Origin of the sequence: Peribacillus sp. NJ11 (assembly GCF_030348405.1) — a bacterium.
GTDB lineage: Bacteria > Bacillota > Bacilli > Bacillales > DSM-1321 > Peribacillus.
In genome coordinates this window covers 1,192,562-1,214,195 of record NZ_JAUCFO010000001.1, presented here as the reverse complement: position 1 = coordinate 1,214,195, position 21,634 = coordinate 1,192,562, and the positions used below count along the sequence as shown (strand labels likewise).

The following is a 21,634-nucleotide window of genomic DNA, read 5'->3' as shown; positions in this document are numbered from 1 at the left end:
CAGGCCGAGTGTTTTTTTGTGTGCATTTTCATGTTGAGGATTTTATAGACATTTTTTAGGGGTTTTTCGACGAAATTGATAACAATGGGGATATTTCAATCATGTTTCCCGTTCATACTTCGTACAATAGGGTTGAGATTATCTCTTTAAAAAGGCTGGTGTCAAAATGAATCAAGAATATAATGCCCCTGATAGGGATCATCCCCGAGATGATGAACATAAATTGAAAGTTTCCGGCTCAGAGACGCTTCAAGCTGCTCCGGATCAAGCCACAATCACCCTTGGAGTCATAACAGAGGATGTGGACCCGCAAAAGGCCCAGCAAGCCAATTCCCAAGCAATCGCAAATGTCATCGCAGCACTTAAATCTGCAGGAATTCCCGAAGATCGATTGAAAACGAGTGATTACAGAATCGATCCACAATATGATTATATTGACGGAAAGGAATTGTTCAAGAACTACAAAGTCCAGCACATCATCCAGGCCCAAACGACCGACATAGAGAAAATAGGCAGCATAATCGACACGGCCGTCAGAAGCGGCGCCAATTCAATCACCAGCATCCGCTTCTCCTTATCCAATCCAGATGCATACTATAACCAGGCACTTTCTCTCGCTTTAAAAAATGCATACGAAAAAGCACTCTCCATGGCTCGAACGCTAGGAATCTCATTGAACCCGGTCCCTATTCAAGTTGACGAAGTATCAGAAACCGCAACGCCAATGCTTTACCAAACAAGTACCTTTTCGAAAATGGCTTCTACCCCGATTCAGCCTGGCGAATTGAACATCACTGCCTCAGTAAGGGTGGAGTACACGTACTAGCACTCACTAAATTCCATCCTAAAAACCCCCCTTGGCAACCCAAAGGGGGGTTTTTCATTTTAAAAGACTACCGTTTTATTTTCATGAACGAGGACGCGGTCCTCCAAATGCCATTTAACAGCACGTGCCAGCACCCTGCGTTCAGCTGAACGACCGATTTTCTTCATATCCCCAGCGGAATCACGATGGTCCACACGTTCAATATCCTGCTCGATGATCGGACCTTCATCCAAATCATTCGTCACATAATGGGAAGTCGCACCAATCAGCTTAACACCTCTGTCATAAGCTCTTTCATAAGGCCGGGCTCCAATGAAGGCAGGTAAAAATGAATGATGTATATTGATGATTTTATTTGGATGGGCCGCTACGAAGTCCGGCGTCAATATCTGCATATACCTAGCTAATACAATAAGGTCCACTTTGAATTCTTCCAGAAGTCCAAGCTGCTTTGTTTCCACTTCCTTACGTATATCCTTATTTGCAGGAATATAATAAAACGGGATGCCCATCGATTCGACAATTTGCCTGGTATCTTCATGATTGCTGATGACTAGCGCAATATCAGCTAATAAATCCCCACTTTGCCACTCCCATAGCAATTCCAAAAGGCAATGCGGTTCCTTGGAAACGAAGATTGCCGTCCTCTTCAGATCACTCACATGGTTAAATGTCCATTGCATCGAGAATGCTGTCGAAACTTCCTGGAATGCCAGTTGCATATCCGTTGCCTTATCCTTCAATCCTGGACAATCGAATTCGATCCTGGTGAAAAAGGTACCGCCCTCAGGATTCATCGAATATTGACTCAATTCAACAATATTTGCATCATATTCTTTTAGAAAGGCTGTAACTGTTGAAACAATACCAGGCTGGTCCGGACATTTTATTATTAAACGGCCTCTATCTTGATTCTTTTCGCGAAACTCCTGTAACTGTTCTTGCACAAAGTTGCTCACCATTTTCCCAACTGCCCTTCTTCTATTTTGCTATATTATACTTCAATTCATGGCCAAAATTAAAGTCAGTCAATCAATTCGGGATTGAATGCAAAGACCCCCCTACTTTAACAGGGGGGCAGTAATCGCAAAAATGACTAATATTGAAACGAGGTGTCTCAGTTTAGAGATGCTTTTTTATTTTATTATTTATTTCGTTTTTTTTCACCTAGACTTGCCGCTAGAGATAAAAAGATATAGGGGAACGCCAATAAAATTAAATCCGGAAATCCATAGCCAATAAACACTAAGTTATAATCTGGATGTTCATCCATATAATAACCGGTTCCCGCCATATAAAATCCAACAATCAAATAAGTAATGAAAGATATAGTTAAAGTACTTATAGTTAGAGCGTTTAATTTTATAGTAACTACAATTAACGTAAAGTAAACTAAATAGACAATCCCTAAAATAATTAACAGTAAAAAAATATAACCTGGATCAAATATCGCTTGATTCGAACTGCTAAACATATGAAATCACCTCTTATTTCAAATAAAAACAAATGTAGCCCTACTACTTTGGGTTACATTTGTTTTTATAGGTTAATACTAGCGATAAATCTGGACGCCAAGGTTCTAAGTTCCAAGGTGACTTGTAAATTGTTAATGGATTTACAGCATGACAAATGAATTGATCTTTAATTCTTCCTTCTTTTGAACTTGATACATGGGATTTAAATGAAGCATCAGCTTTTAATTCAGCCCACATATCTTTTATTAATGAAGATTGAATTGTAATAATTTAATCGTATATAAAAGGAACTTGTTACACATTCCTACTTTGGAACAATGGGTTTCATTTTTGAGTAAATAAAGAGAAAGTGATGATATGAAATGAGGGTCTTTTATTCCAAGAGTCACTAGTTCTAATTTAGTAACACTTGCAAAATCAAATGGAGGTTCCTTTTTATAAAGCTATCCTCTATTCATATTTCATAGGTTTTAATCGCGGAAAAGTCGGCCTGATCACGGTCGACTTTTTTTATTGAAATAGAAATGACCTAGATCTGAGGATGAAAAGATACCATTAGTTCTCATCCTCTATTAATAGACACTATCATTCTTCCAATAAATAACTGGTTAATTTAAAGGAAATGAAGGCAAAGGCCGAGAACCTTTATGAAATGCATAGTGAAGGGGGATTCTTGAATGAAATGTCGGCATGATCTGGACAACCTTTTTGGTTTCAGTTTTATTTTCCATAGTTAATAAGGTTATTCACTGCCTCATAAGGGTATAGACCATTCTATTAGTTTTTTTCAAAGGGGGAAATGAAATTATCATGAAATCATCAGTTACATTCATTTTATCCATTCTGGTTATTCTTGGACTTCTGTCCGGCTGTGCTGAAAAGGATCAGCTAGAGGATGGGAGTAAGCTGATCAATAAGGACCAGTTTGTATTCGCTGCCTCAGGCGAATTCAAGCCATTCAGTTATGTCAATGATGACATGACCGTAACCGGGTTCGATATTGAAGTTGGCGATGCAATAGCCAAGGAATTAGGTCTAGAGCCAGTGCCTAAACGGATTAAATTCAAAGGTATTGTGGAAGGTGTCAAAACCGGTCGGGCAGATGCCGCGGTCGCGAGTCATACAATTAATGAACAACGAAGTAAACATGTTGCCTTCTCCACCCCTTATTACTACTCGGGCCCACAAATTTTTGTCCGCTCGGATAGTGATATAAAAACGGTTGAAGATTTAAAAGGAAAGGAAGTTGCGGCTTCTAAGGGCTCCACTTACGCAACCACAGCAGAAAAGTATACATCCAATGTAAAAACCTACGATAGTGATATCACCGCCCTGAAAGCATTGAGTGGAGGACGTCACGATGCCGTCATCACCGACTTCGTAACCGGCAAGGAAGCGACCAAGGAAGGTTTCGACATCGAAGGACGGCAATTGATCGAACGAAGCGAGCAGGCCATCGTACTGCCTAACGACAACCCCCAGCTGCTTGCACGAATCAACGAAGCACTTGTAAACCTCCGGGAAGATGGAACACTTGCGAAAATTAGTAAAAAGTACTTTGGTGAGGACATCACAACTAAGCCTGAATAAAGATTGATAGAAAGGGAGTCATTACATTGCCAAGTTTTTCACATTTTTTTGATACATTATTTAGCTCATCGGACGTATTCATCCGAGCCATGCTCCTCACATTGGAACTGACGGTAGTCTCCATATTGGTAGGAATCGTCATCGGGTTGCTATTTGCACTTTTAAAAATATCCAATATAAAAATTCTTGCATGGATTTCAGATACATATGTATTCCTGGTACGGGGAACTCCGCTTATCGTACAGATATTCATACTCTATTTCGGTATCAGCAACCTCTTCTTACTGCCTGACTTCTGGGCGGCGTCACTTGCCCTGGCCTTCCATAATGGAGCTTATATCTCAGAAATCCTACGTGGTACGATTCAATCCATCGACAAAGGCCAAATGGAAGCCGGACGCTCCCTTGGCATGAGCAATTCGCTCACATTAAGAAGAATCATCTTACCTCAAGCCTTCCGTCGTGCATTGCCGCCGCTAGGCAACCAATTCATCATCGGACTGAAAGATTCATCACTGGCAGCCTTCATATCCATGAATGAGCTGTTTAATGTTGCCACCACGTTAGGCTCTAATAATTTCGATGAAATGACTTATTTATTGATTGTAGCGGTCTACTACTTGATTCTTGTGGCATTCCTGACCATTATCGTCAATTTATTCGAAAAGAAACTGTCCATTAGTGATCGATAGGGGGAATTGAAATGGAACAAAAAGAAATGATTCGCATTAGGAACTTAAATAAATCGTATGGAGACCTACATGTGCTCAAAGATATTGATATGAAGGTATTGGATAGCGATGTTGTCTGTCTGATTGGACCAAGCGGTTCCGGAAAAAGCACACTTCTCCGCTGTTTGAATTATTTGGAGAAGAAAGACAGCGGGCAAATCCTTATTGAAGGAACGGAAGTCAATCCGGGTACCCATGATATTAATAAAATCCGTGAGAAAGTCGGAATGGTTTTTCAGCATTTCTATCTCTTCCCTCATATGACCGTACTTGAAAATGTCATTGAAGCACCTACTCACGTCAAAAAGATCCCAAAGGCCCAGGCGATTGAAGAAGCAAAAGCATTGCTTGCCAAAGTCGGCTTATCAGATAAAGCGGATGTTTATCCAAGCAAGCTCTCAGGTGGGCAGAAACAGCGTGTTGCCATAGCCCGCGCCCTTGCCATGAAACCTGATATCCTACTCTTTGATGAGCCAACCTCGGCTCTTGATCCCGAACTTGTCGGGGAGGTTCTTGCTACGATGAAGGAACTTGCCTTGGAAGGGATGACAATGGTAGTCGTTACACATGAAATGAGCTTTGCACGTGATGTTGGGGATTGGATTGTCTTCATGCACAATGGGAGGGTTGTCGAAAGCGGCCCGCCAAAAGAATTCTTCACCAATCCAAAAGAAGAGCGTACAAAAGAATTCTTGCAAACGACAGTCTTTTGATTTGAATTCTAAAATCTATCTAATAGCGAGAGCAATTCGTCGTCTTCACGGATAATCCGTCCTAGAGCGTGGACAATCATTATAAGCAATACAGGCATGATTCCTGTATTGCTTATTTTGCATATAAAAACCGTTCTTGTTTTCTATAATTGCCAGTTAGGTAGTTTGCCCATTTATATGTTCAAGGTTTCTGGGATATTTTCGATCTGACTGTACAAACTATATACTTGATGAATTGTTTCAGAACGTATCCCAAAAACCCTGATTCCGGCTCGAACATGGAAAAATATCTGTATTTATGGTATATATACAGGTAAAATTAAAAGAAGTATATAAATGAAAGAGGTCGAATTCAGTTGGAAAATAACTCTTCGAATTTTATTAAAAATATTATAAAAGATGATCTAGAGTCCGGAAAACATGATCATGTCATCACCCGCTTCCCTCCTGAACCAAATGGATATTTACATATCGGGCACGCCAAATCAATCATTTTGAATTTTGGGGTGGCTGATGATTTCAATGGGAAAACAAACCTTCGTTTTGATGATACGAATCCATTGAAAGAGGATATTGAGTTTGTCAATTCCATTAAGGAAGATGTAAAATGGCTCGGTTATGACTGGGATAACCTGTTCTTCGCTTCCGACTATTTCGATGAAATGTATAAAAGAGCAGTGCTGCTCATCAATAAAGGACTGGCATATGTGGACGACCTTAATGCCGACCAAATTCGTGAATATCGCGGAACGCTTACCGAGCCGGGGAAAGATAGCCCCTACCGCAATAGAACCGTCGAGGAAAACCTTGAACTATTTGAAAAGATGCGCAGCGGTGAATTCGGGAACGGCACAAAAGTATTGCGGGCAAAAATCGATATGAGCTCGCCTAACATTAATTTGCGCGATCCCGTCATATACCGTATTTCCCATACCGAGCACCATAATACCGGCAACAAATGGTGCATCTATCCGATGTATGCCTTTGCCCACCCAATTGAAGATGCCATCGAGGGAGTCACCCACTCCATTTGTACGCTTGAGTTCGAAGATCAACGCCCTCTTTATGACTGGATCGTTGAAAACTGTGAAATGGACAGCAAACCAAAACAATATGAATTTGGCCGTCTTAACCTGACCAATACAGTAATGAGCAAGCGAAAACTGAAGCAGCTTGTGGATGAGGGCTTCGTGGACGGCTGGGACGACCCACGGATGCCTACCGTTTCAGGCCTACGTAGACGCGGGTATACACCCGAAGCGATTCGTGCGTTCTGCCAAGAGATAGGTGTCGCAAAAACAAGCGGTGTCGTAGACTCTCAAATGCTCGACCATTTCGTACGGGAAGACTTAAAGCTGAAGGCTCCGCGGACCATGGCTATCCTAAACCCGCTTAAAGTGGTCATCACCAACTATCCGGAAGGTGAGATTGAATGGCTGGATGCTGAGGTCAATCCGGAAGTTCCGGAAATGGGTACACGACAAATTCCGTTTTCACGTGAAATATATATCGAACAGGACGATTTCATGGAAAACCCGCCGAAAAAGTATTTCCGTCTTTTCCCGGGCAATGAAGTCCGTTTGAAACATGCTTATTTCATTAAATGTGAAGAAGTGATAAAAGACGAAGCCGGTAACGTCATTGAACTTCGCTGCACATATGACATTGAAACGAAGAGCGGATCGGGTTTCACTGGCCGTAAAGTAAAAGGGACATTGCACTGGGTCGAAGCTTCACAAGCCGTTTCAGCAGAATTCCGCAACTTCCAGCCTTTAATTTTGGATAAGGAAAATGATGAAGAAGAAGAAAAATCATTCTTGGAGCGGGTAAACCCTGATTCCATGGACATTTTACAAGGATTTGTCGAGCCTAACATGAAAGATGTTAAGCCTCAGGATAAATTCCAATTCTTCAGGCATGGCTATTACAATGTTGATTCAAAACTCACTACTGCCGATCACTTGGTTTTCAACCAAATCGTTGGTTTGAAAAGTTCCTTCAAGTTATAGAATCACGAAAAAGAACCAGATTCCTAGCGGGATCTGGTTCTTTTTCACTCTCTGCACCTTATATCATTTTCTCTCGTAAAGTTTGATCCCTTGCTTGGAAAGAGCTTGTTTAAGAGTACTATGTGTCGAAACCTGACTAAAATCAAGACCTAACTGAATCGATGTCTGGGCCACTTCAGGACGAATGCCGGAAATGGTCGATTGAATGCCTAATAGGTTCAGGGTGCCTATCAATTGATAGATCTGCTGGGCAACCATCGTATCTAAAAGGGAGACTCCCGATAAATCGATGAATAAGTGAGAAATATTTTTGCTAATGCATTTGCTTGGAGTCGTATCCAAAATTCCCTTTGCCCGGTAGGTATCGATATCACCGATTAACGGCAATACCGCAATGGCATCAATAATGGGAATGACAGGTGCGCCCAGTTCATTAATCAGATCCTGTTGAGCTAGGAGACGTTCTTTTGTCAAAAGATAATACTGCTCAGTGAACTCACGGTTCAATTGATCGAATGCACGATTAATAAGCCGGCTCCAACGGATGATTGTCGCCTTCGTGATTCCCGTATCATCCTTTAGCATATAATCAGTGATAAAGCCCCAATATGCTTCCCGCACCTTATTAAGTGCTTCCAACACTTCGTAAATGGGTGTGTCCGATTCAACCCTGCTTTTCGCAACAAGTGTCGCCCACTGTTCCATTGTTTCGATGAAAACAGTTTTATCTTCAAGTAAAGCACTGGTCACTGTTTTGATGGTCAATGTATTCTGTTCCCTAAGAAGCTTTTCGATTTCCTCATTAGAGTCCATTGAATAGATGGAACCAAACTGCTTTTCCCTTAAAGCTAGCCAGTTTTCCGTAATCTTGGAAGAATTATCAAGGATGTATCGATATAAATTTTCATCTATTTTATCCATTTGCGTTCCCCTCAACTAGTTATTTCATTTTAAAAAGTAATAATAAGTCTCCATATCCCTCTCTCTCCATTTCATTTCTAGAAATGAACCGGAGGGCGGAAGAGTTTATGCAATATCTCGTGCCTTTAGGACTGGGGCCATCAGGAAAAACATGTCCAAGGTGTGAATCTGCGTCCCTGCTGCGCACCTCGGTCCGGGTCATTCGGTGACTGAGATCCATTTTTTCATTGACACTTGCCGACATGATTGGCTTCGTGAAGCTCGGCCATCCACAACCGCTATCATACTTATCCCGCGAACTAAATAGGGGCTCCCCAGAAACGACATCCACATAAATCCCTTCTTCAAAGTGATCCCAATAGACATTATCGAAAGGCGGCTCCGTGCCATTTTCCTGGGTGACATGAAACTGAATTTCGGTTAAGGTCTTTCTAAGGTGTGTATTATCCTTAGGCCAATTTTCTTTTATGAAAGCATCCCGCCCCGAGCCTTTACGATACAAAGCATAGCGAAATTGATTTTTCCGATAGAATTCTTGATGGTATTCCTCAGCCGCGTAAAATTTCCCCGAGGGTAGAATACCCGTTACAATAGGTTCCTTAAACCGCCCACTCATCATTAAATCTTCCTTCGATTGCTCTGCTTCCTGTTTCTGACGTTCATTAAGATAGAAAATGGCTGCCTTGTATTGCTTTCCCCTATCCGAGAACTGTCCTCCGTCATCCGTTGGATCGATTTGCTGCCAAAATATCTCCAATAACGCTTTATAGGAAATGATCGATGGATCGAATTTCACTTGAACCGCTTCAACGTGATCAGTCGAACCGGTAATCACTTGTTTATAACTAGGCGCGGCAAAATTACCGCCCGTATAACCCGATGTCACTTTAATTATTCCATCCATTTCATCAAAGGGAGCGACCATGCACCAAAAACAACCTCCTGCAAAGATAGCTGTTTCTATTCCACCCATCGTCATCCTAAAACTCCCCTTTCACGTTTGTCATTTTATGTATTATATACCAGTAAGCCAAACACCTTCAAATTCAAAAACCATTGTTTTCAATCTTTGCTACACAAATATAAAAGAGGCACTTAGGAGTAAACCCAAGTGCCTCTTTTATATTAGATCCGTTAATTAAAGTATCACACTTACGATGATCGCTGATAGGATGCTGACAAGTGTCGCACCGTATAGCAGCTTCAAGCCGAAACGGGCCACAACATTTCCTTGTTTTTCATGAAGTCCTTTGACTGCACCTGCAATGATTCCAATAGATGAAAAATTAGCGAATGAAACCAAGAAAACTGAAACGATCCCTATTGTCCTATCGCTCAAGGCTGCTGATGCGTCCCCTAAGCTCAGCATGGCAACGAATTCATTTGTTACTAACTTCGTCGCCATGATTCCGCCTGCAGTAACTGTTTCTGAAATTGGTATCCCCATGATAAAGGCAAACGGGGCAAAAATATACCCCAAGATGTCTTGGAAGCTGATGCCGAAGATCATGTCGAATACACTGTTGATTCCTGCAATTAATGCAACGAAACCAATTAACATCGCGGCTACAGTGATAGCAACCTTAAATCCATCCATGATATATTCCCCAAGCATTTCGAAAAACGACTGCTTCTCTGCCCCTTCTTCAATAGGGAGAATATCATCTTCATCCGTTACCGTATAAGGATTGATAATGGATGCAATGATGAATCCACCGAACATGTTAATAACAATTGCCGTCACAACGTACTTTGGTTCAATCATTGTCATATAAGCACCGACAATCGACATCGAAACGGTTGACATGGCTGACGCACAAAGCGTATACATGCGAGATGGCGGAATGGCACCGAGTTGTTTTTTCAAGGTTATGAAAACCTCGGATTGGCCAACTATTGCTGACGCTACCGCATTGTAAGATTCCAATTTACCCATCCCATTCACTTTACTTAGCAAAAATCCAATCCACTTCATGATGAACGGAAGAATCTTGAAGTGCTGTAAAATCCCGATTAATGCCGAGATGAATACGATAGGAAGAAGGACATTTAAAAAGAAGGGCGATGCTCCTTCGTTTACAATCCCGCCAAATACAAAGGTGATCCCTTCATTTGCCCATTCTAAAAGTTTTCCGAACCCATCGGCAATCGAATTGATGATCACTAAACCGAACTTCGTATTTAATAATAGATAAGTTAAAATAAGCTGCATGATCACCATGAGGATGATCGGTTTAATTTTAACTTTCTTCCTGTCACTGCTGGCTAAGATAGCTAGTCCAAAAACAATAAGCAGTCCTAAAATTGCAATCAGAAATTTCATATATTCTGCCTCCACTAAGGGTGAATTTAATGTTCGTGCATTAATAGTAGGATACCCTCAAAAAATTTATGCAAACGTTTTCTCTTTCATCCAAAATACATGTACGTACCTCTCCAGAAGTCTATATTAAACTAATATTTTTTTTAGTGCAATTATTATTTCCCTTTTTAAAATAACAATTAGTGACAATAATGGGTTTCGTGAATTAAAAAAGAAGGCCCCCTTCGAAAGGAACCTTCGCTTTCCTAAAATAATATCGACTTTTTAGGCTGCTGTTTTTCTGGACATCATCGATGTAACCAATCCTGTGCTTCCAATTACAAAGATGATGATGGATGCAGCAAGCCCGCCTACCCCTTGATAAAAATTGATGAATTTACCTGCAAAAGAATCTCTGCCTTGGAAACCGCCACCACTTGGCATCTCCCCCGGAGTTCCAGAACCATTAGGCCCGTCCGCCATACTGCTCTGTGTATCATTTGGTGTTGTTTCCGCAGTTGAATCATCGGTTGCAGCAGTACTGCTCTTCGATGATTCTCCCGTTGCATCAGATTCAGTTGTGTTGCGGTCAACAGGCCGATCCATCATCGCTTGACCATTCATGGGTTCATTGCCGCTGCCATTCACATACATCATGATCCCGATGACTGCTTGAGCCATCAAAAGGACCGAAGCCAATATTCCAACCAATAAGTGTAACTTACCAAGTCTATTCATCATGAATTCTCCTCCGAAAATAAATCTAATTCTCATAAGGATTATCTAAAAAGACCCTTAATTTTTCCTTAAGCAACAAGGAAAAATTAAAGGTCTATTAGCATTATTAATTTTTCTTTTGATTTTTTGGAAAAGTGATTTCAAAACGGGTGCGTTCATTCTGTTCACTTGTAACCTTGATGTTCCCTTGATGTGTGTTTACAATCCATTTGGCTATGGATAGACCTAAACCGGAGCCTTCATTTGCTGAACGGGATTGCTCCACTTGATAAAAACGGTTAAAAATCAAGGGGAGGTCTTCCTGCGGAATGCCTTTTCCATTATCCTCTACAGTAAGAATGATGGATGAAGCATTCTTTATGCAGGATAGGGAAATCTCCCCGCCTTCCTCGGTGAATTTCATGGCATTATCCACCAAGATCACCAATAGCTGATGAATTCTCTCTTTATCCCCATGAAACACCACCTGTTCGGGAGCATGGCTAATGATTGATTTTCCTTGAAAAGAAGCTATATCCGTATACTGTTCCACGATATCGATAAGTAAGTCATCAAGGAAAAAGTTCGATTTCTTAACCTCCATTTGATTCGAATCCGTTCTGGTTAAGGTCAATAGTCCGTTAACAAGCTTATTCAATCGTCGGACTTCTTTCGAAATGATGGATATATCAACGGCTTTTTCCTCGATTGTCGCGTTCGGTGATTGAAATAGCAAATCAGCCCGCGATTGAATGACAGCAAGCGGCGTTCGAATTTCATGCGAAGCATCCGAGACAAACTGCTGCTGCTGATCCCAGGATTTCTTGACTGGTATAAGGGCCCGTCCTGCTAGAAGATAGCCTGCCCCTACCGCCACTAGACTTCCAATTCCTCCACCAACAAACAATATGAGCAGCAAGCGATCGAGCATTTCTTTTTCTGTATCCACATTCCTGATGAATTGTACGGTCATCTCGCCATACTCCGTATCGACCTTGGTGGAAAGTGCACGATACGTCGGCCCATTCACCGATATTTCTTCAATCTCATCAAATCTTTCAGGGTAAAATTCCGATTCATTAACCTTAATAAAATTGTCTACACTCAGTCTTGGCTCAATGATCGTATCATCCGGTCCCCAAACGATGACACTCGGTCCCGGTCCTAAGAGAAACTCACCTTGCGGGCGTCCGCCTCGCATGCCTCCATTATTGAAATCCCTGTAATCCTGTTCAAGTGAATCATTGACATCCATATAGATCTGATTTTCTGTATAGAAATAAATCGTTCTGCTTAAGATGGCTATTAAGACAATAAAGACGATAGAATTCAATAATGTTAGTTGAAGCCGTGTTTTTTGGAACATAATGATCCCCTTATGGTTGTTTTAGCATATAACCAATACCCCGAACGGTTTGAATATCTTTATGATAATTGAAAGGTTCCAATTTTTTTCTAAGGTGATGGATGAACACTTCCACAATGGCAATCGTCGTATCTGAATCAAACCCCCAAATGCGGTCGAAAATCTGCTCACGCGTCAATATTTTTCCATTATTTTGAATTAAATACTCCAGTAACTCAAACTGTTTCAAGGTCATTTTAATGACCTTTCCATCAACCAAAATATCCTTTTCTTTTTCCAACAGTTCAATATCACGGTATTTCACATGCTGCTCAAGCGATATAATGCCACTCCTTCGAAGCAGGGCACGAATCCTGGCCTTAAGTTCCGGTGCCTGGAACGGCTTGACTAAATAATCATCGCCACCCATTTCCAATCCTCTGACACGATCCTCAAGTGCATCTTTTGCCGTCAAAAACAAGACACTTGTATCTATTCTTGCTTCCCTGATTTTCCGGACGATTTCAAATCCATCGATTCCCGGAAGCATTACATCCAAAATGATGATATCGTATATACTTTGCTGAGCCATGAATAGCCCATCTTCCCCATTATCCGCTGTATCCACTTCATATTCATCCGTCAAAATTTGTCGGATCGATTCTAATAATGAAACATTATCTTCTACCACCAAAACCTTCATGCAGGGTACCTCCCAACCGCCTCAATTGTGATATATGTTGATTTTATCCTTTTTCATATGCAAAAGAAAGCGGGCTTTTAATCGCCTGCTTTCTTTCAAATTGAATGTTCATTCGTGACGCAGTGCTTGGATTGGATTTAACCTGGATGCCTTATTGGCAGGAAATACGCCAAAGATTATCCCGATTAAAATGGAGAATAAGAAGGCAAACAATGTCACCGACCATGAATAACTAATCGTTAAACTTGAAAAAACTGAAATCAATTTTGCAATTCCCAATCCAATTCCAACTCCCAGCAATCCCCCTAAGCAGCTCAAGACCATCGCTTCAATTAAAAACTGGAGAAGAATCGATTTCCGATTTGCCCCAATTGCTTTTCTGATCCCGATTTCCTTCGTCCTCTCTGAGACGGAAACCAACATGATATTCATGATTCCAATTCCGCCTACTAGTAACGAAATACTGGCAATACCGCCAAGCATGAGTGTGAACGTATCCGACACAGAGCTCATTGTATCCATCAGATCTTCTTGATTGGACACAGAATAGTTATCACTCTGTTCTGGGAATGATGTGGTCATCGTACCTTGTACCTGGTACATCGCCCTATCAATGATATTCTCGTTATCCGCTTTTAAATATACCGTTCCGATTGTCGTGCTGCCTGTAGCCCTTTCGGCAGTGGTGATCGGTGCAATGATTACATCATCCCCGCTCGACCCCATTGAGGTGCCTACCGATTTCAGCACACCGATCACTCGATAGGAAACGCCGCCGATAAGAACGTTCTGGTCCACAGCTTTTTGATTTTCAAAAAGCGTGTTGGCTGTATCTGATCCCAGGACAACGACCTTAGAGCGTAATTCCGTTTCCATATCCGTCAAAAACCGGCCTTGACTGAGCTCTAGATCCCTAACTGATAAATAGGATGAAGTTGCACCGGTCATTGAAACCTGTGCCGAAGCTTCTCCGTTTTTAGCATAAACGCGGCCAGTGACCACGGGTGCAACTTCCGATATCCCGCCCAGATCTTTAAACTGTTCAATTGTGTCATCCGTCAGCTCCACGGAGTCGGTATCCGTGACACTTACCGTTATCAGGTTCGTTCCCAGGCTATTGATCTCATCCTGAACGGACTGTGAGGAACCCTGACCAATCGAAACCAGAACGATTACGGAGGCAACTCCAATTATGATCCCAAGCATGGTTAAAAATGCTCGGACTTTATTGGTTTTGATACTGCGTATAGCCATCTTCATTGATTCGCTCAGGTTCAATCCAATCACCTCCGTTTTCAAATAGCTGACCATCCTGTATCCGAACGACACGAGTTGCTTCTTTTGCCACTTCCAAGTCATGGGTTATAAGAATGATTGTTTGTCCCTTTTCATTCAACTCTTTCAGCATTTGCAACACTTCTTTACTCGTTTTGCTATCAAGAGCACCCGTCGGCTCATCCGCCAATAAGACGGGAGGATTACCGGCAAGTGCCCTTGCAACCGCAACCCTTTGCTGCTGTCCACCCGAAAGTTGGGTCGGCAAATGATTCTTCCGGTCACTCAGTCCTACCATATCAAGGCACGCATTGGCCACTTCTCTTCTTTCCTTCAAACTTGCCCCTCTATAAACCAGGGGAAGTTCGACATTCTCTAACGCTGTCAGTTTTGCCAATAGGTTGAAATTTTGAAAGATGAATCCTATTTTGATGTTTCGAATGGCAGCCAACTCATTATCCTTCATCTTTTCCACTTCTTTTCCATCAAGAAGATATTCACCTATGTCAGGCTTGTCAAGGCAGCCAATCATGTTCATGAAGGTCGATTTCCCTGATCCGGAAGGTCCGATGATGGAAATGAAATCACCTTTATCGATTGTAAGACAGACATCTTGAAGAGCCTTAACCGTTTCACCGCCTAATTCATACGATTTGGACATGTTGTTTATTTTTATGATGGGGTTCGCCATATTACTGACCTCCCTTGCCACTTGGCATTCCGCCACCGTTTAGCATCCCGCCGCTCGGCATTCCGCTGCCACTCTGCATTCGTATTTCGCCACCTTGGACTCCCCTCATTCCATCACCGCCACTGCCAGTGGAACTTTCATTGATAGTAATGGGCAAGGAAACATACTGACCCTCTTCAAGGCCTGAAGTTATTTCAATATACCTATCATTACTGATCCCAGTCTCAACCGTTGCCTTTGTACTGGTAGCCCCTTCAGTTGCACCGGATTGTTGTATATTCACGTATTTCTCTTCACCGTCCATTTGGACTGCTTCAATCGGAACATATAAAACATTTTTTACACTATTCGTCACAATGCTCACTTCAGTAGACATCCCAATTTTTATATCTCCAGGTTTGTCAATCTTGATAGTGACATCGAATGAAGAAACACCATTCTCATATGTACCTTCCTTTGCTACACTCGTCACTTCACCCGTGAACGTTTCATCTTCAAAAGCACTGGCTTTTATTTCAACTGTTTGTCCTTTTTTAACACTTGGAACATCCAATTCATCAACACTGATCGTGGTTTTCAATTTTTTATAATCCGTAACATGTGCCAACACATCACTGCTTGATACACGATCCCCTTCTTCTACATCCAATGTGGTCACTGTACCATCGAATGGGGCTGTTATCGGGTCACTTCCATCCGTGAAGGTAATAAGTTCATCACCTTTCTCAACCAATTCATTCTTCGCTACAAGGACTTCATCCACTTCATCCGTTACCGAGGAGGTGATGTCCTCACTATTGATTGCGGCGACCGATCCGGAACCGCTTATTTGAACTTCAAGATCTCCCTTTTCAACCGTAGCCGTCACCGACTTTGCAATTACAGGCTCAGCATTGTCCTTCATGAAAAACCAAACGCATCCCCCAATCGCCAGCACTAAAACCGTACCTATCATTATCAACTTTTTCATCATTTTTCTCCTTTCAGATTTCCTTCGTTGAAACCAGTATCGTGAAAGAAGCTTAACTTTTCCTTAATGGTCATGTGTTTGATTTCCATGATCTTTCGTTTATACAGCACACTTCTTTTGCTTTTACTTAAAAATTAAAACTATGTCGAACGAAAAAAGAGTTAATTTTAGCATTTAAATTTACAATATATTCTGAAAAATATATACTGATACTGTTATCAGAAAAATTGGTAATGAAAACCAAATTAATAGAATGAAGGGGGAACCAACTTGGCATCAAACGATTCAATCGCAAAGGAAACCGAGGTAAGCGCTTCCACTGACTACACCAAGATTGTCCAATCACAATCATTTCAAGAACTCCTAAGGAAAAAACGCAATTTCATCGTCCCACTATCCATCTTTTTCATGGTCTTTTATTTCACCTTACCCATACTAACTTCCTATTCTAAAGTCCTTAACTCCTATGCTTTCGGAGCAATCAGTTGGGCCTGGGTTTTTGCCTTCGCTCAATTTATCATGACCTGGACATTATGCATCCTCTATTCCAAAAAAGCTGCGAAGTTTGACCAATTAGTAGAAAAAATCGTTAAAGAAGCGAAAGGATAAAGGTGATTTACCATGAATATACTTGCTTTCATATTATTTCTAATCATTGTCGGGCTAACATTGGTCATTACCTATTTTGCTTCACGGCGCACTAAAACGACCGCGGACTTTTATACGGCGGATAGCAGCCTGACTGGCTGGCAGAATGGCTGGGCCATTGCGGGTGATTATATGTCCGCAGCCTCATTTTTGGGGATAGCCGGCATGGTCGCACTCTCTGGATTTGATGGTTTTTTCTATAGCATAGGTTTTCTGGTTGCATATCTGGTCGTTCTCTATATCGTGGCCGAACCGCTCCGTAACCTTGGTAAATATACACTGGCGGACATGATCGCTGCCCGTTTCAATGAAAAGAAGGTACGCGGGGTCGCTGCCCTTAACACCATTTCCATTTCAACCTTTTATATGATTGCCCAATTGGTCGGTGCAGGTGCCCTTATAAAACTCTTACTTGGAATTGATTATCTATACTCCGTCATCATTGTTGGTATTTTAATGACCGTCTATGTCGTATTTGGCGGTATGACGGCCACCAGTTGGGTCCAAATCGTAAAAGCCGTTTTATTGATGGCAGGTACATTCATCATCTCCATTATCGTGTTGGCGAAATTCGACTTTAGCGTGATCGAGATGTTCAAGCAGATGAAAACAGCCACCCCTTTAGGCGGGGATTTCCTCAACCCAGGTAACAAATTCAAGGATCCTTTGGATACTTTATCCCTTAATTTGGCGCTGGTACTCGGTACAGCTGGACTTCCTCACATTCTCATCCGTTTCTTTACGGTAAAAGACGCCATCACAGCCCGCAAGTCCGTAGTATATGCCACTTGGATCATTGGCATCTTTTATATAATGACCATTTTCCTGGGCTTTGGAGCGGCAGCTTTTGTTGGATATGACAAAATCATAGCCGCGAATGCTGCCGGCAATATGGCCGCTCCGCTGCTTGCCGAAGCCATTGGAGGTGACTTCCTGTTCGCCTTTGTTTCTGCAGTTGCTTTCGCAACCATTTTAGCGGTTGTAGCAGGTCTCGTTCTATCGGCGGCTTCTGCCTTTGCCCATGACTTTTATGGCCACATCATCCGTAAAGGTCAGGCCACTGACAAAGAACAAGTCGTTGCAGCCCGTTGGGCATCCATCGGAGTATCCATTCTCTCCATCATCCTTGCTTTATTTGCCCAAAACATGAATGTCGCCTTCCTTGTTTCACTTGCCTTTGCCGTCGCTGCAAGTGCCAATCTGCCCATCATCATCTTCACGGTATTCTGGAAACGTTTTAACACAGCCGGGGCTGTTACGGGCATGATAGTTGGACTGGTCAGTTCTTTATTGCTTGTGTTCCTAAGTCCCAATGTCTGGTCACCGGTAGAGGGAGCGGCAATATTCGTTGGGGAACCATTATTCCCGCTTGCCAATCCAGGCATCATCTCGATCCCGATTGGCTTTATCGCAGCCATCGTCGGAACTCTGCTGTCAAGCAAGAAAGCTGATGCCAAAAAATTCGATGAAATATTGGTTACAGCTAACACTGGAATGAAAGATCCTATATAAGCTAGATTACTTATTATTTTGTAATATAAAAAAGAGAAAGGAGATCCAGGTATTCCGCCTGCTCTCCTTTCTCTTTATTTAGAAACATATTATCAGGAATATTAATTGGATTCCTTTACCCTAACTTCTCAACCTTAACTTCCTTCTATTGTATTTAGTTACTAACTGGTTCATGACTTCTGCAAAGATCAGCCCCATCGCAATCGCACCAGCCAGCATGAAGACCTTGGCGGCCAATTGAACGGCGACATAAAAATCATTTCCGACAAAATGCTTCATCGCATCATACGACAAACCTCCAGGCACGAGGGGGATGATTCCCGATACATTGAAAATCGTGATTGGCGTTTTATACCTTTTAGCAAAATACTGGCTGATGACCGCAACGATGAATGCAGACGCTAATGTTGCAATGATGCTGTTTATCTCATTTTCAACCAAAGAAAAATATAGAAGCCACCCTAACATCCCCACGAAACCACATTGAAACAATGAATTTTTCGGTACATTGAAGATGACTCCAAAGGCGGCTGAGGCAATGAAACTTGTAATAAGCTGTGCAAACATCATTCTTCCTCCCCTAAAATCATAAGAAAACAAACGCTGCAGATATTCCTGCCCCAATGGCTAAAGCAGTCAAACCTGCATCTGCACCCTTGGATAGACCCGAAACTAAATGGCCTGCAATTAAATCCCTGGCTGCATTCGTAATTAACAGACCTGGCACAAGGGGCATCACCGCTCCAATGATTATCGTATCCAAATGACTTCCAACACCAATCCGGACAAAGAACATAGCTACTAAACCCACAACCAAAGAGGCAATAAATTCAGCAAAAAAACGAACTTCCAGTAACCTGTGCAAATAAAGCAGGCAAGAGAATCCCATTCCCCCAGCTATACAGGACCAGATGAAATCATTCCACTGTCCTTGGAACATGATTAAAAAACAGCCGCTCGCTATAAAAGCTGCAAAAATCTGACCCCACATGGGATACCCCATCCCAGCCTTTTCGATTTGTTTTAATCGTAAATAAGCTTCCTCCGGTGTCATTTCCTTGCTGGAAATGCTTCGGGATATACTGTTAACAAGCGTTACCTTATGTAAATCTGTAGATCGTTGGGAAACTCTAATCAATTTTGAAGCTGGGTGCATACCATCCAGCGAAAAAATGATTCCTGTAGGGGTTGAAAAACTATGTGAGTCACCGCATCCAAAAGCTGCAGCAATTCTCACCATCGTATCTTCCACCCGCGAAGTTTCCGCTCCGTTCTGAAGCATGATTTTTCCTGCAAGCAAACATACATCTATAATTTCATTGTATGGTAACTGATCTTCCATTTTATCCTCTCCATCACTTTCTGCATGAGTTTCTCTCAATAACAGATAACGATCTTACCAGTTTAAATCCACCTCATAATAGCCCAATTCCTGTGAAAAGGATATAAAAATATTACCTGTTTAAATTATTAACACCATCTTATTGCAGGGCTGACGTCCTTAGTACCAGTATTCCCTTTATTTCTTGCTGAAACCTCTTAGAAAGCAGAAAAAAACCAGTGGGAAACTATTAATGAGTGTTGTTACTACAATAAAAAAAGAATGCGGGGCACTACCCGCCCGCATCCTTTCTTCATCATCTCGTTAGTGTTTTGCTTACTTTATCATCCTTTATCCATTTCACCAGATTTTTAACGAACTGAAATATATACTAAAGGGTAACACCTGTTTTAAAAATAGCGAGCTCCCTAAAGTCATTTTTCTCATTGTTTACAAATTCGCCATTAGCTATTTGAATGATATAATTAATAAATTTCCGTAAAATGGCTTCAGAGGAAATGTCATCATCCAACAAGATACCTGCATTAAAATCAATCCAATGTGGTTTAGATTTATATAATGATGTATTGGTGGACACCTTCATCGTAGGAACGAATGTCCCAAACGGTGTTCCTCTTCCAGTGGTGAATAATACCATCTGACAGCCAGTGGCAGCGAGTGCTGAAGAAGCAATCAAGTCATTTCCTGGGGCACTCAGTAGGTTTAAGCCCTTCGCTTTCAGTACTTCCCCATACTTCAATACATCGACAATTGGAGATGATCCCGCCTTTTGTGTGCACCCCAAAGATTTATCTTCAAGCGTTGTAATACCCCCTTTTTTATTTCCAGGGGAAGGATTTTCATAGACTGGCTGGTCGAACTTTAAAAAGTACTCTTTAAAATCATTGATTACGGCAACGATTTTATGGAAGATATCCTCGTTCTTCGCTCGTTCCATTAAGATGGTTTCCGCCCCGAACATTTCAGGTACTTCTGTTAAGACGGTCGTTCCACCTTGTGCTATCAGAAAATCTGAAAACCTACCTAAAAGGGGGTTAGCCGTTATTCCTGAGAATCCATCCGAACCCCCACATTTTAAGCCTATTTTCAATTCCGATAATGGAACGTCTTCCCTTTTATCACCCTGAACATAGGCATGGATTTCTTTAATTAACTTTACTCCAGCCTCTATTTCGTCCGTCACGTCTTGTGATACAAGAAATTTAATTCGGTTTTCATCCACATTTCCCAGATCTTCTTTGAATTTGACCATTTCATTATTTTCACATCCCAGCCCCAGTACGAGAACGCCTGACGCATTTGGATGGTTCACTGCATTCAACAGGATTTGCTTTGTATTTTCATGGTCATCCCCTAATTGCGAGCAGCCATAATTGTGTTTAAAGACAAGCATATTATCAAAAGGTGTAATATTCCCTACCTCTTTTTCAAATCTTTTGATTATTTTCTCGGCAATGCCATTAACACATCCTACCGTGGGAACAATCCAGAGCTCATTTCTGATTCCCACGGATCCATTTTCCCTTTTATATCCTTTAAATGTTAAATTTTCATCATGGAAAGGATTATCTATAAGCTTCCGTTCATAGCTATAATCCTGAGTACCTGATAAATTGGTTATTGTATTATGCGTATGGACCCACTCGCCAATTTCCACCTCTTGCAAAACATGACCAATTGGAAAACCGTACTTAATTACATGATCATCTTTTTGAAGATTTTTTAATGCCACTTTATGTCCTCTTTCAACTTCTTCCTTTATCACTAATTCTGTTCCATTTATAATGAAGCGTTCATCTTTTGATAATTTTCTTAAGGCTAATGCTATATTGTCATTTTCATGTATTTGAAAAATATCCTTCAT

22 protein-coding genes are annotated in these 21,634 nt (G+C 41.6%); 7 read left to right on the top strand and 15 right to left on the bottom strand.

Annotated features, from left to right (window positions below; translation table 11 throughout):
- Positions 1–166 precede the first annotated feature (166 nt).
- Complete coding sequence (locus QUF86_RS05960) at positions 167–826, top strand: SIMPL domain-containing protein (RefSeq protein WP_289314207.1); 660 nt, start codon at positions 167–169, stop codon at positions 824–826.
- Positions 827–885: 59 nt separating this feature from the next.
- Here the strand turns inward: QUF86_RS05960 and purU are convergent, their stop codons facing one another.
- The 3 genes from purU to QUF86_RS28580 all read right to left on the bottom strand — a co-directional run bounded on the left by purU (position 886) and on the right by QUF86_RS28580 (position 2,538).
- Positions 886–1,785 (bottom strand): formyltetrahydrofolate deformylase, encoded by a 900-nt coding sequence (gene purU, locus QUF86_RS05955; protein WP_289333796.1) that lies wholly within the window; start codon positions 1,783–1,785, stop codon positions 886–888.
- Between the two features lie 185 nt (positions 1,786–1,970).
- A complete protein-coding gene (locus tag QUF86_RS05950; RefSeq protein ID WP_289333795.1) occupies positions 1,971–2,300 on the bottom strand; it encodes a hypothetical protein in 330 nt (109 codons plus the stop codon).
- A gap of 43 nt (positions 2,301–2,343) precedes the next feature.
- Positions 2,344–2,538 carry a DUF2599 domain-containing protein gene (locus QUF86_RS28580; protein ID WP_353957648.1) on the bottom strand — a complete coding sequence of 65 codons (195 nt, stop codon included), beginning with the start codon at positions 2,536–2,538 and terminating at the stop codon, positions 2,344–2,346.
- A gap of 573 nt (positions 2,539–3,111) precedes the next feature.
- On the opposite strand from QUF86_RS28580, the gene QUF86_RS05945 reads away from it, so the two are divergent.
- From QUF86_RS05945 to QUF86_RS05930, 4 genes are all read left to right on the top strand, one after another.
- Complete coding sequence (locus QUF86_RS05945; protein ID WP_289314202.1) at positions 3,112–3,891, top strand: transporter substrate-binding domain-containing protein; 780 nt, start codon at positions 3,112–3,114, stop codon at positions 3,889–3,891.
- Between the two features lie 26 nt (positions 3,892–3,917).
- On the top strand, positions 3,918–4,583 hold the full coding sequence (locus QUF86_RS05940) for an amino acid ABC transporter permease (RefSeq protein WP_048685680.1): 666 nt from the start codon (positions 3,918–3,920) through the stop codon (positions 4,581–4,583).
- Between the two features lie 11 nt (positions 4,584–4,594).
- Complete coding sequence (locus QUF86_RS05935; protein WP_289314201.1) at positions 4,595–5,335, top strand: amino acid ABC transporter ATP-binding protein; 741 nt, start codon at positions 4,595–4,597, stop codon at positions 5,333–5,335.
- 356 nt (positions 5,336–5,691) lie between these two features.
- Positions 5,692–7,344 carry a glutamine--tRNA ligase/YqeY domain fusion protein gene (locus tag QUF86_RS05930; protein ID WP_289333794.1) on the top strand — a complete coding sequence of 551 codons (1,653 nt, stop codon included), beginning with the start codon at positions 5,692–5,694 and terminating at the stop codon, positions 7,342–7,344.
- A gap of 63 nt (positions 7,345–7,407) precedes the next feature.
- Here QUF86_RS05930 and QUF86_RS05925 read toward each other — a convergent pair whose 3' ends face one another.
- The 9 genes from QUF86_RS05925 to QUF86_RS05885 form a co-directional block, all read right to left on the bottom strand.
- Positions 7,408–8,265, bottom strand: a complete 858-nt coding sequence (locus QUF86_RS05925; RefSeq protein ID WP_289333793.1) for an STAS domain-containing protein — start codon at positions 8,263–8,265, stop codon at positions 7,408–7,410.
- 19 nt (positions 8,266–8,284) lie between these two features.
- On the bottom strand, positions 8,285–9,244 hold the full coding sequence (gene msrB / locus QUF86_RS05920; RefSeq protein WP_289333792.1) for a peptide-methionine (R)-S-oxide reductase MsrB: 960 nt from the start codon (positions 9,242–9,244) through the stop codon (positions 8,285–8,287).
- Between the two features lie 159 nt (positions 9,245–9,403).
- The gene (locus QUF86_RS05915) at positions 9,404–10,588 is read right to left on the bottom strand and encodes a NupC/NupG family nucleoside CNT transporter (RefSeq protein WP_289314197.1); all 1,185 of its coding nucleotides are present in this window, start codon (positions 10,586–10,588) and stop codon (positions 9,404–9,406) included.
- 264 nt (positions 10,589–10,852) lie between these two features.
- Positions 10,853–11,308: a hypothetical protein gene (locus QUF86_RS05910; RefSeq protein WP_289333791.1), complete on the bottom strand. Its 456-nt coding sequence runs from the start codon at positions 11,306–11,308 to the stop codon at positions 10,853–10,855.
- 103 nt (positions 11,309–11,411) lie between these two features.
- Complete coding sequence (locus QUF86_RS05905) at positions 11,412–12,650, bottom strand: sensor histidine kinase (RefSeq protein WP_289314195.1); 1,239 nt, start codon at positions 12,648–12,650, stop codon at positions 11,412–11,414.
- 10 nt (positions 12,651–12,660) lie between these two features.
- Complete coding sequence (locus QUF86_RS05900; protein ID WP_289327150.1) at positions 12,661–13,332, bottom strand: response regulator transcription factor; 672 nt, start codon at positions 13,330–13,332, stop codon at positions 12,661–12,663.
- Between the two features lie 108 nt (positions 13,333–13,440).
- A complete protein-coding gene (locus QUF86_RS05895) occupies positions 13,441–14,631 on the bottom strand; it encodes an ABC transporter permease (RefSeq protein ID WP_353957647.1) in 1,191 nt (396 codons plus the stop codon).
- On the bottom strand, positions 14,558–15,298 hold the full coding sequence (locus QUF86_RS05890) for an ABC transporter ATP-binding protein (protein WP_289314193.1): 741 nt from the start codon (positions 15,296–15,298) through the stop codon (positions 14,558–14,560). Before QUF86_RS05890 ends, QUF86_RS05895 begins: the two co-directional genes overlap by 74 nt.
- Position 15,299: 1 nt before the next feature.
- Positions 15,300–16,268, bottom strand: coding sequence for an efflux RND transporter periplasmic adaptor subunit (locus QUF86_RS05885; RefSeq protein ID WP_289333790.1), 969 nt, complete (start codon positions 16,266–16,268; stop codon positions 15,300–15,302).
- 288 nt (positions 16,269–16,556) lie between these two features.
- Between QUF86_RS05885 and QUF86_RS05880 the strand changes: the two genes are divergently transcribed.
- Positions 16,557–16,877 carry a DUF485 domain-containing protein gene (locus tag QUF86_RS05880; RefSeq protein WP_370017128.1) on the top strand — a complete coding sequence of 107 codons (321 nt, stop codon included), beginning with the start codon at positions 16,557–16,559 and terminating at the stop codon, positions 16,875–16,877.
- Positions 16,878–16,889: 12 nt separating this feature from the next.
- On the top strand, positions 16,890–18,428 hold the full coding sequence (locus QUF86_RS05875; protein WP_289333789.1) for a solute symporter family protein: 1,539 nt from the start codon (positions 16,890–16,892) through the stop codon (positions 18,426–18,428).
- Positions 18,429–18,548: 120 nt separating this feature from the next.
- Here the strand turns inward: QUF86_RS05875 and QUF86_RS05870 are convergent, their stop codons facing one another.
- The 3 genes from QUF86_RS05870 to QUF86_RS05860 form a co-directional block, all read right to left on the bottom strand.
- A complete protein-coding gene (locus QUF86_RS05870) occupies positions 18,549–18,998 on the bottom strand; it encodes a threonine/serine exporter family protein (protein ID WP_289333788.1) in 450 nt (149 codons plus the stop codon).
- A 16-nt stretch (positions 18,999–19,014) separates the two neighbouring features.
- Complete coding sequence (locus QUF86_RS05865; protein WP_289333787.1) at positions 19,015–19,770, bottom strand: threonine/serine exporter family protein; 756 nt, start codon at positions 19,768–19,770, stop codon at positions 19,015–19,017.
- A gap of 370 nt (positions 19,771–20,140) precedes the next feature.
- Complete coding sequence (locus QUF86_RS05860; protein ID WP_289333786.1) at positions 20,141–21,634, bottom strand: UxaA family hydrolase; 1,494 nt, start codon at positions 21,632–21,634, stop codon at positions 20,141–20,143.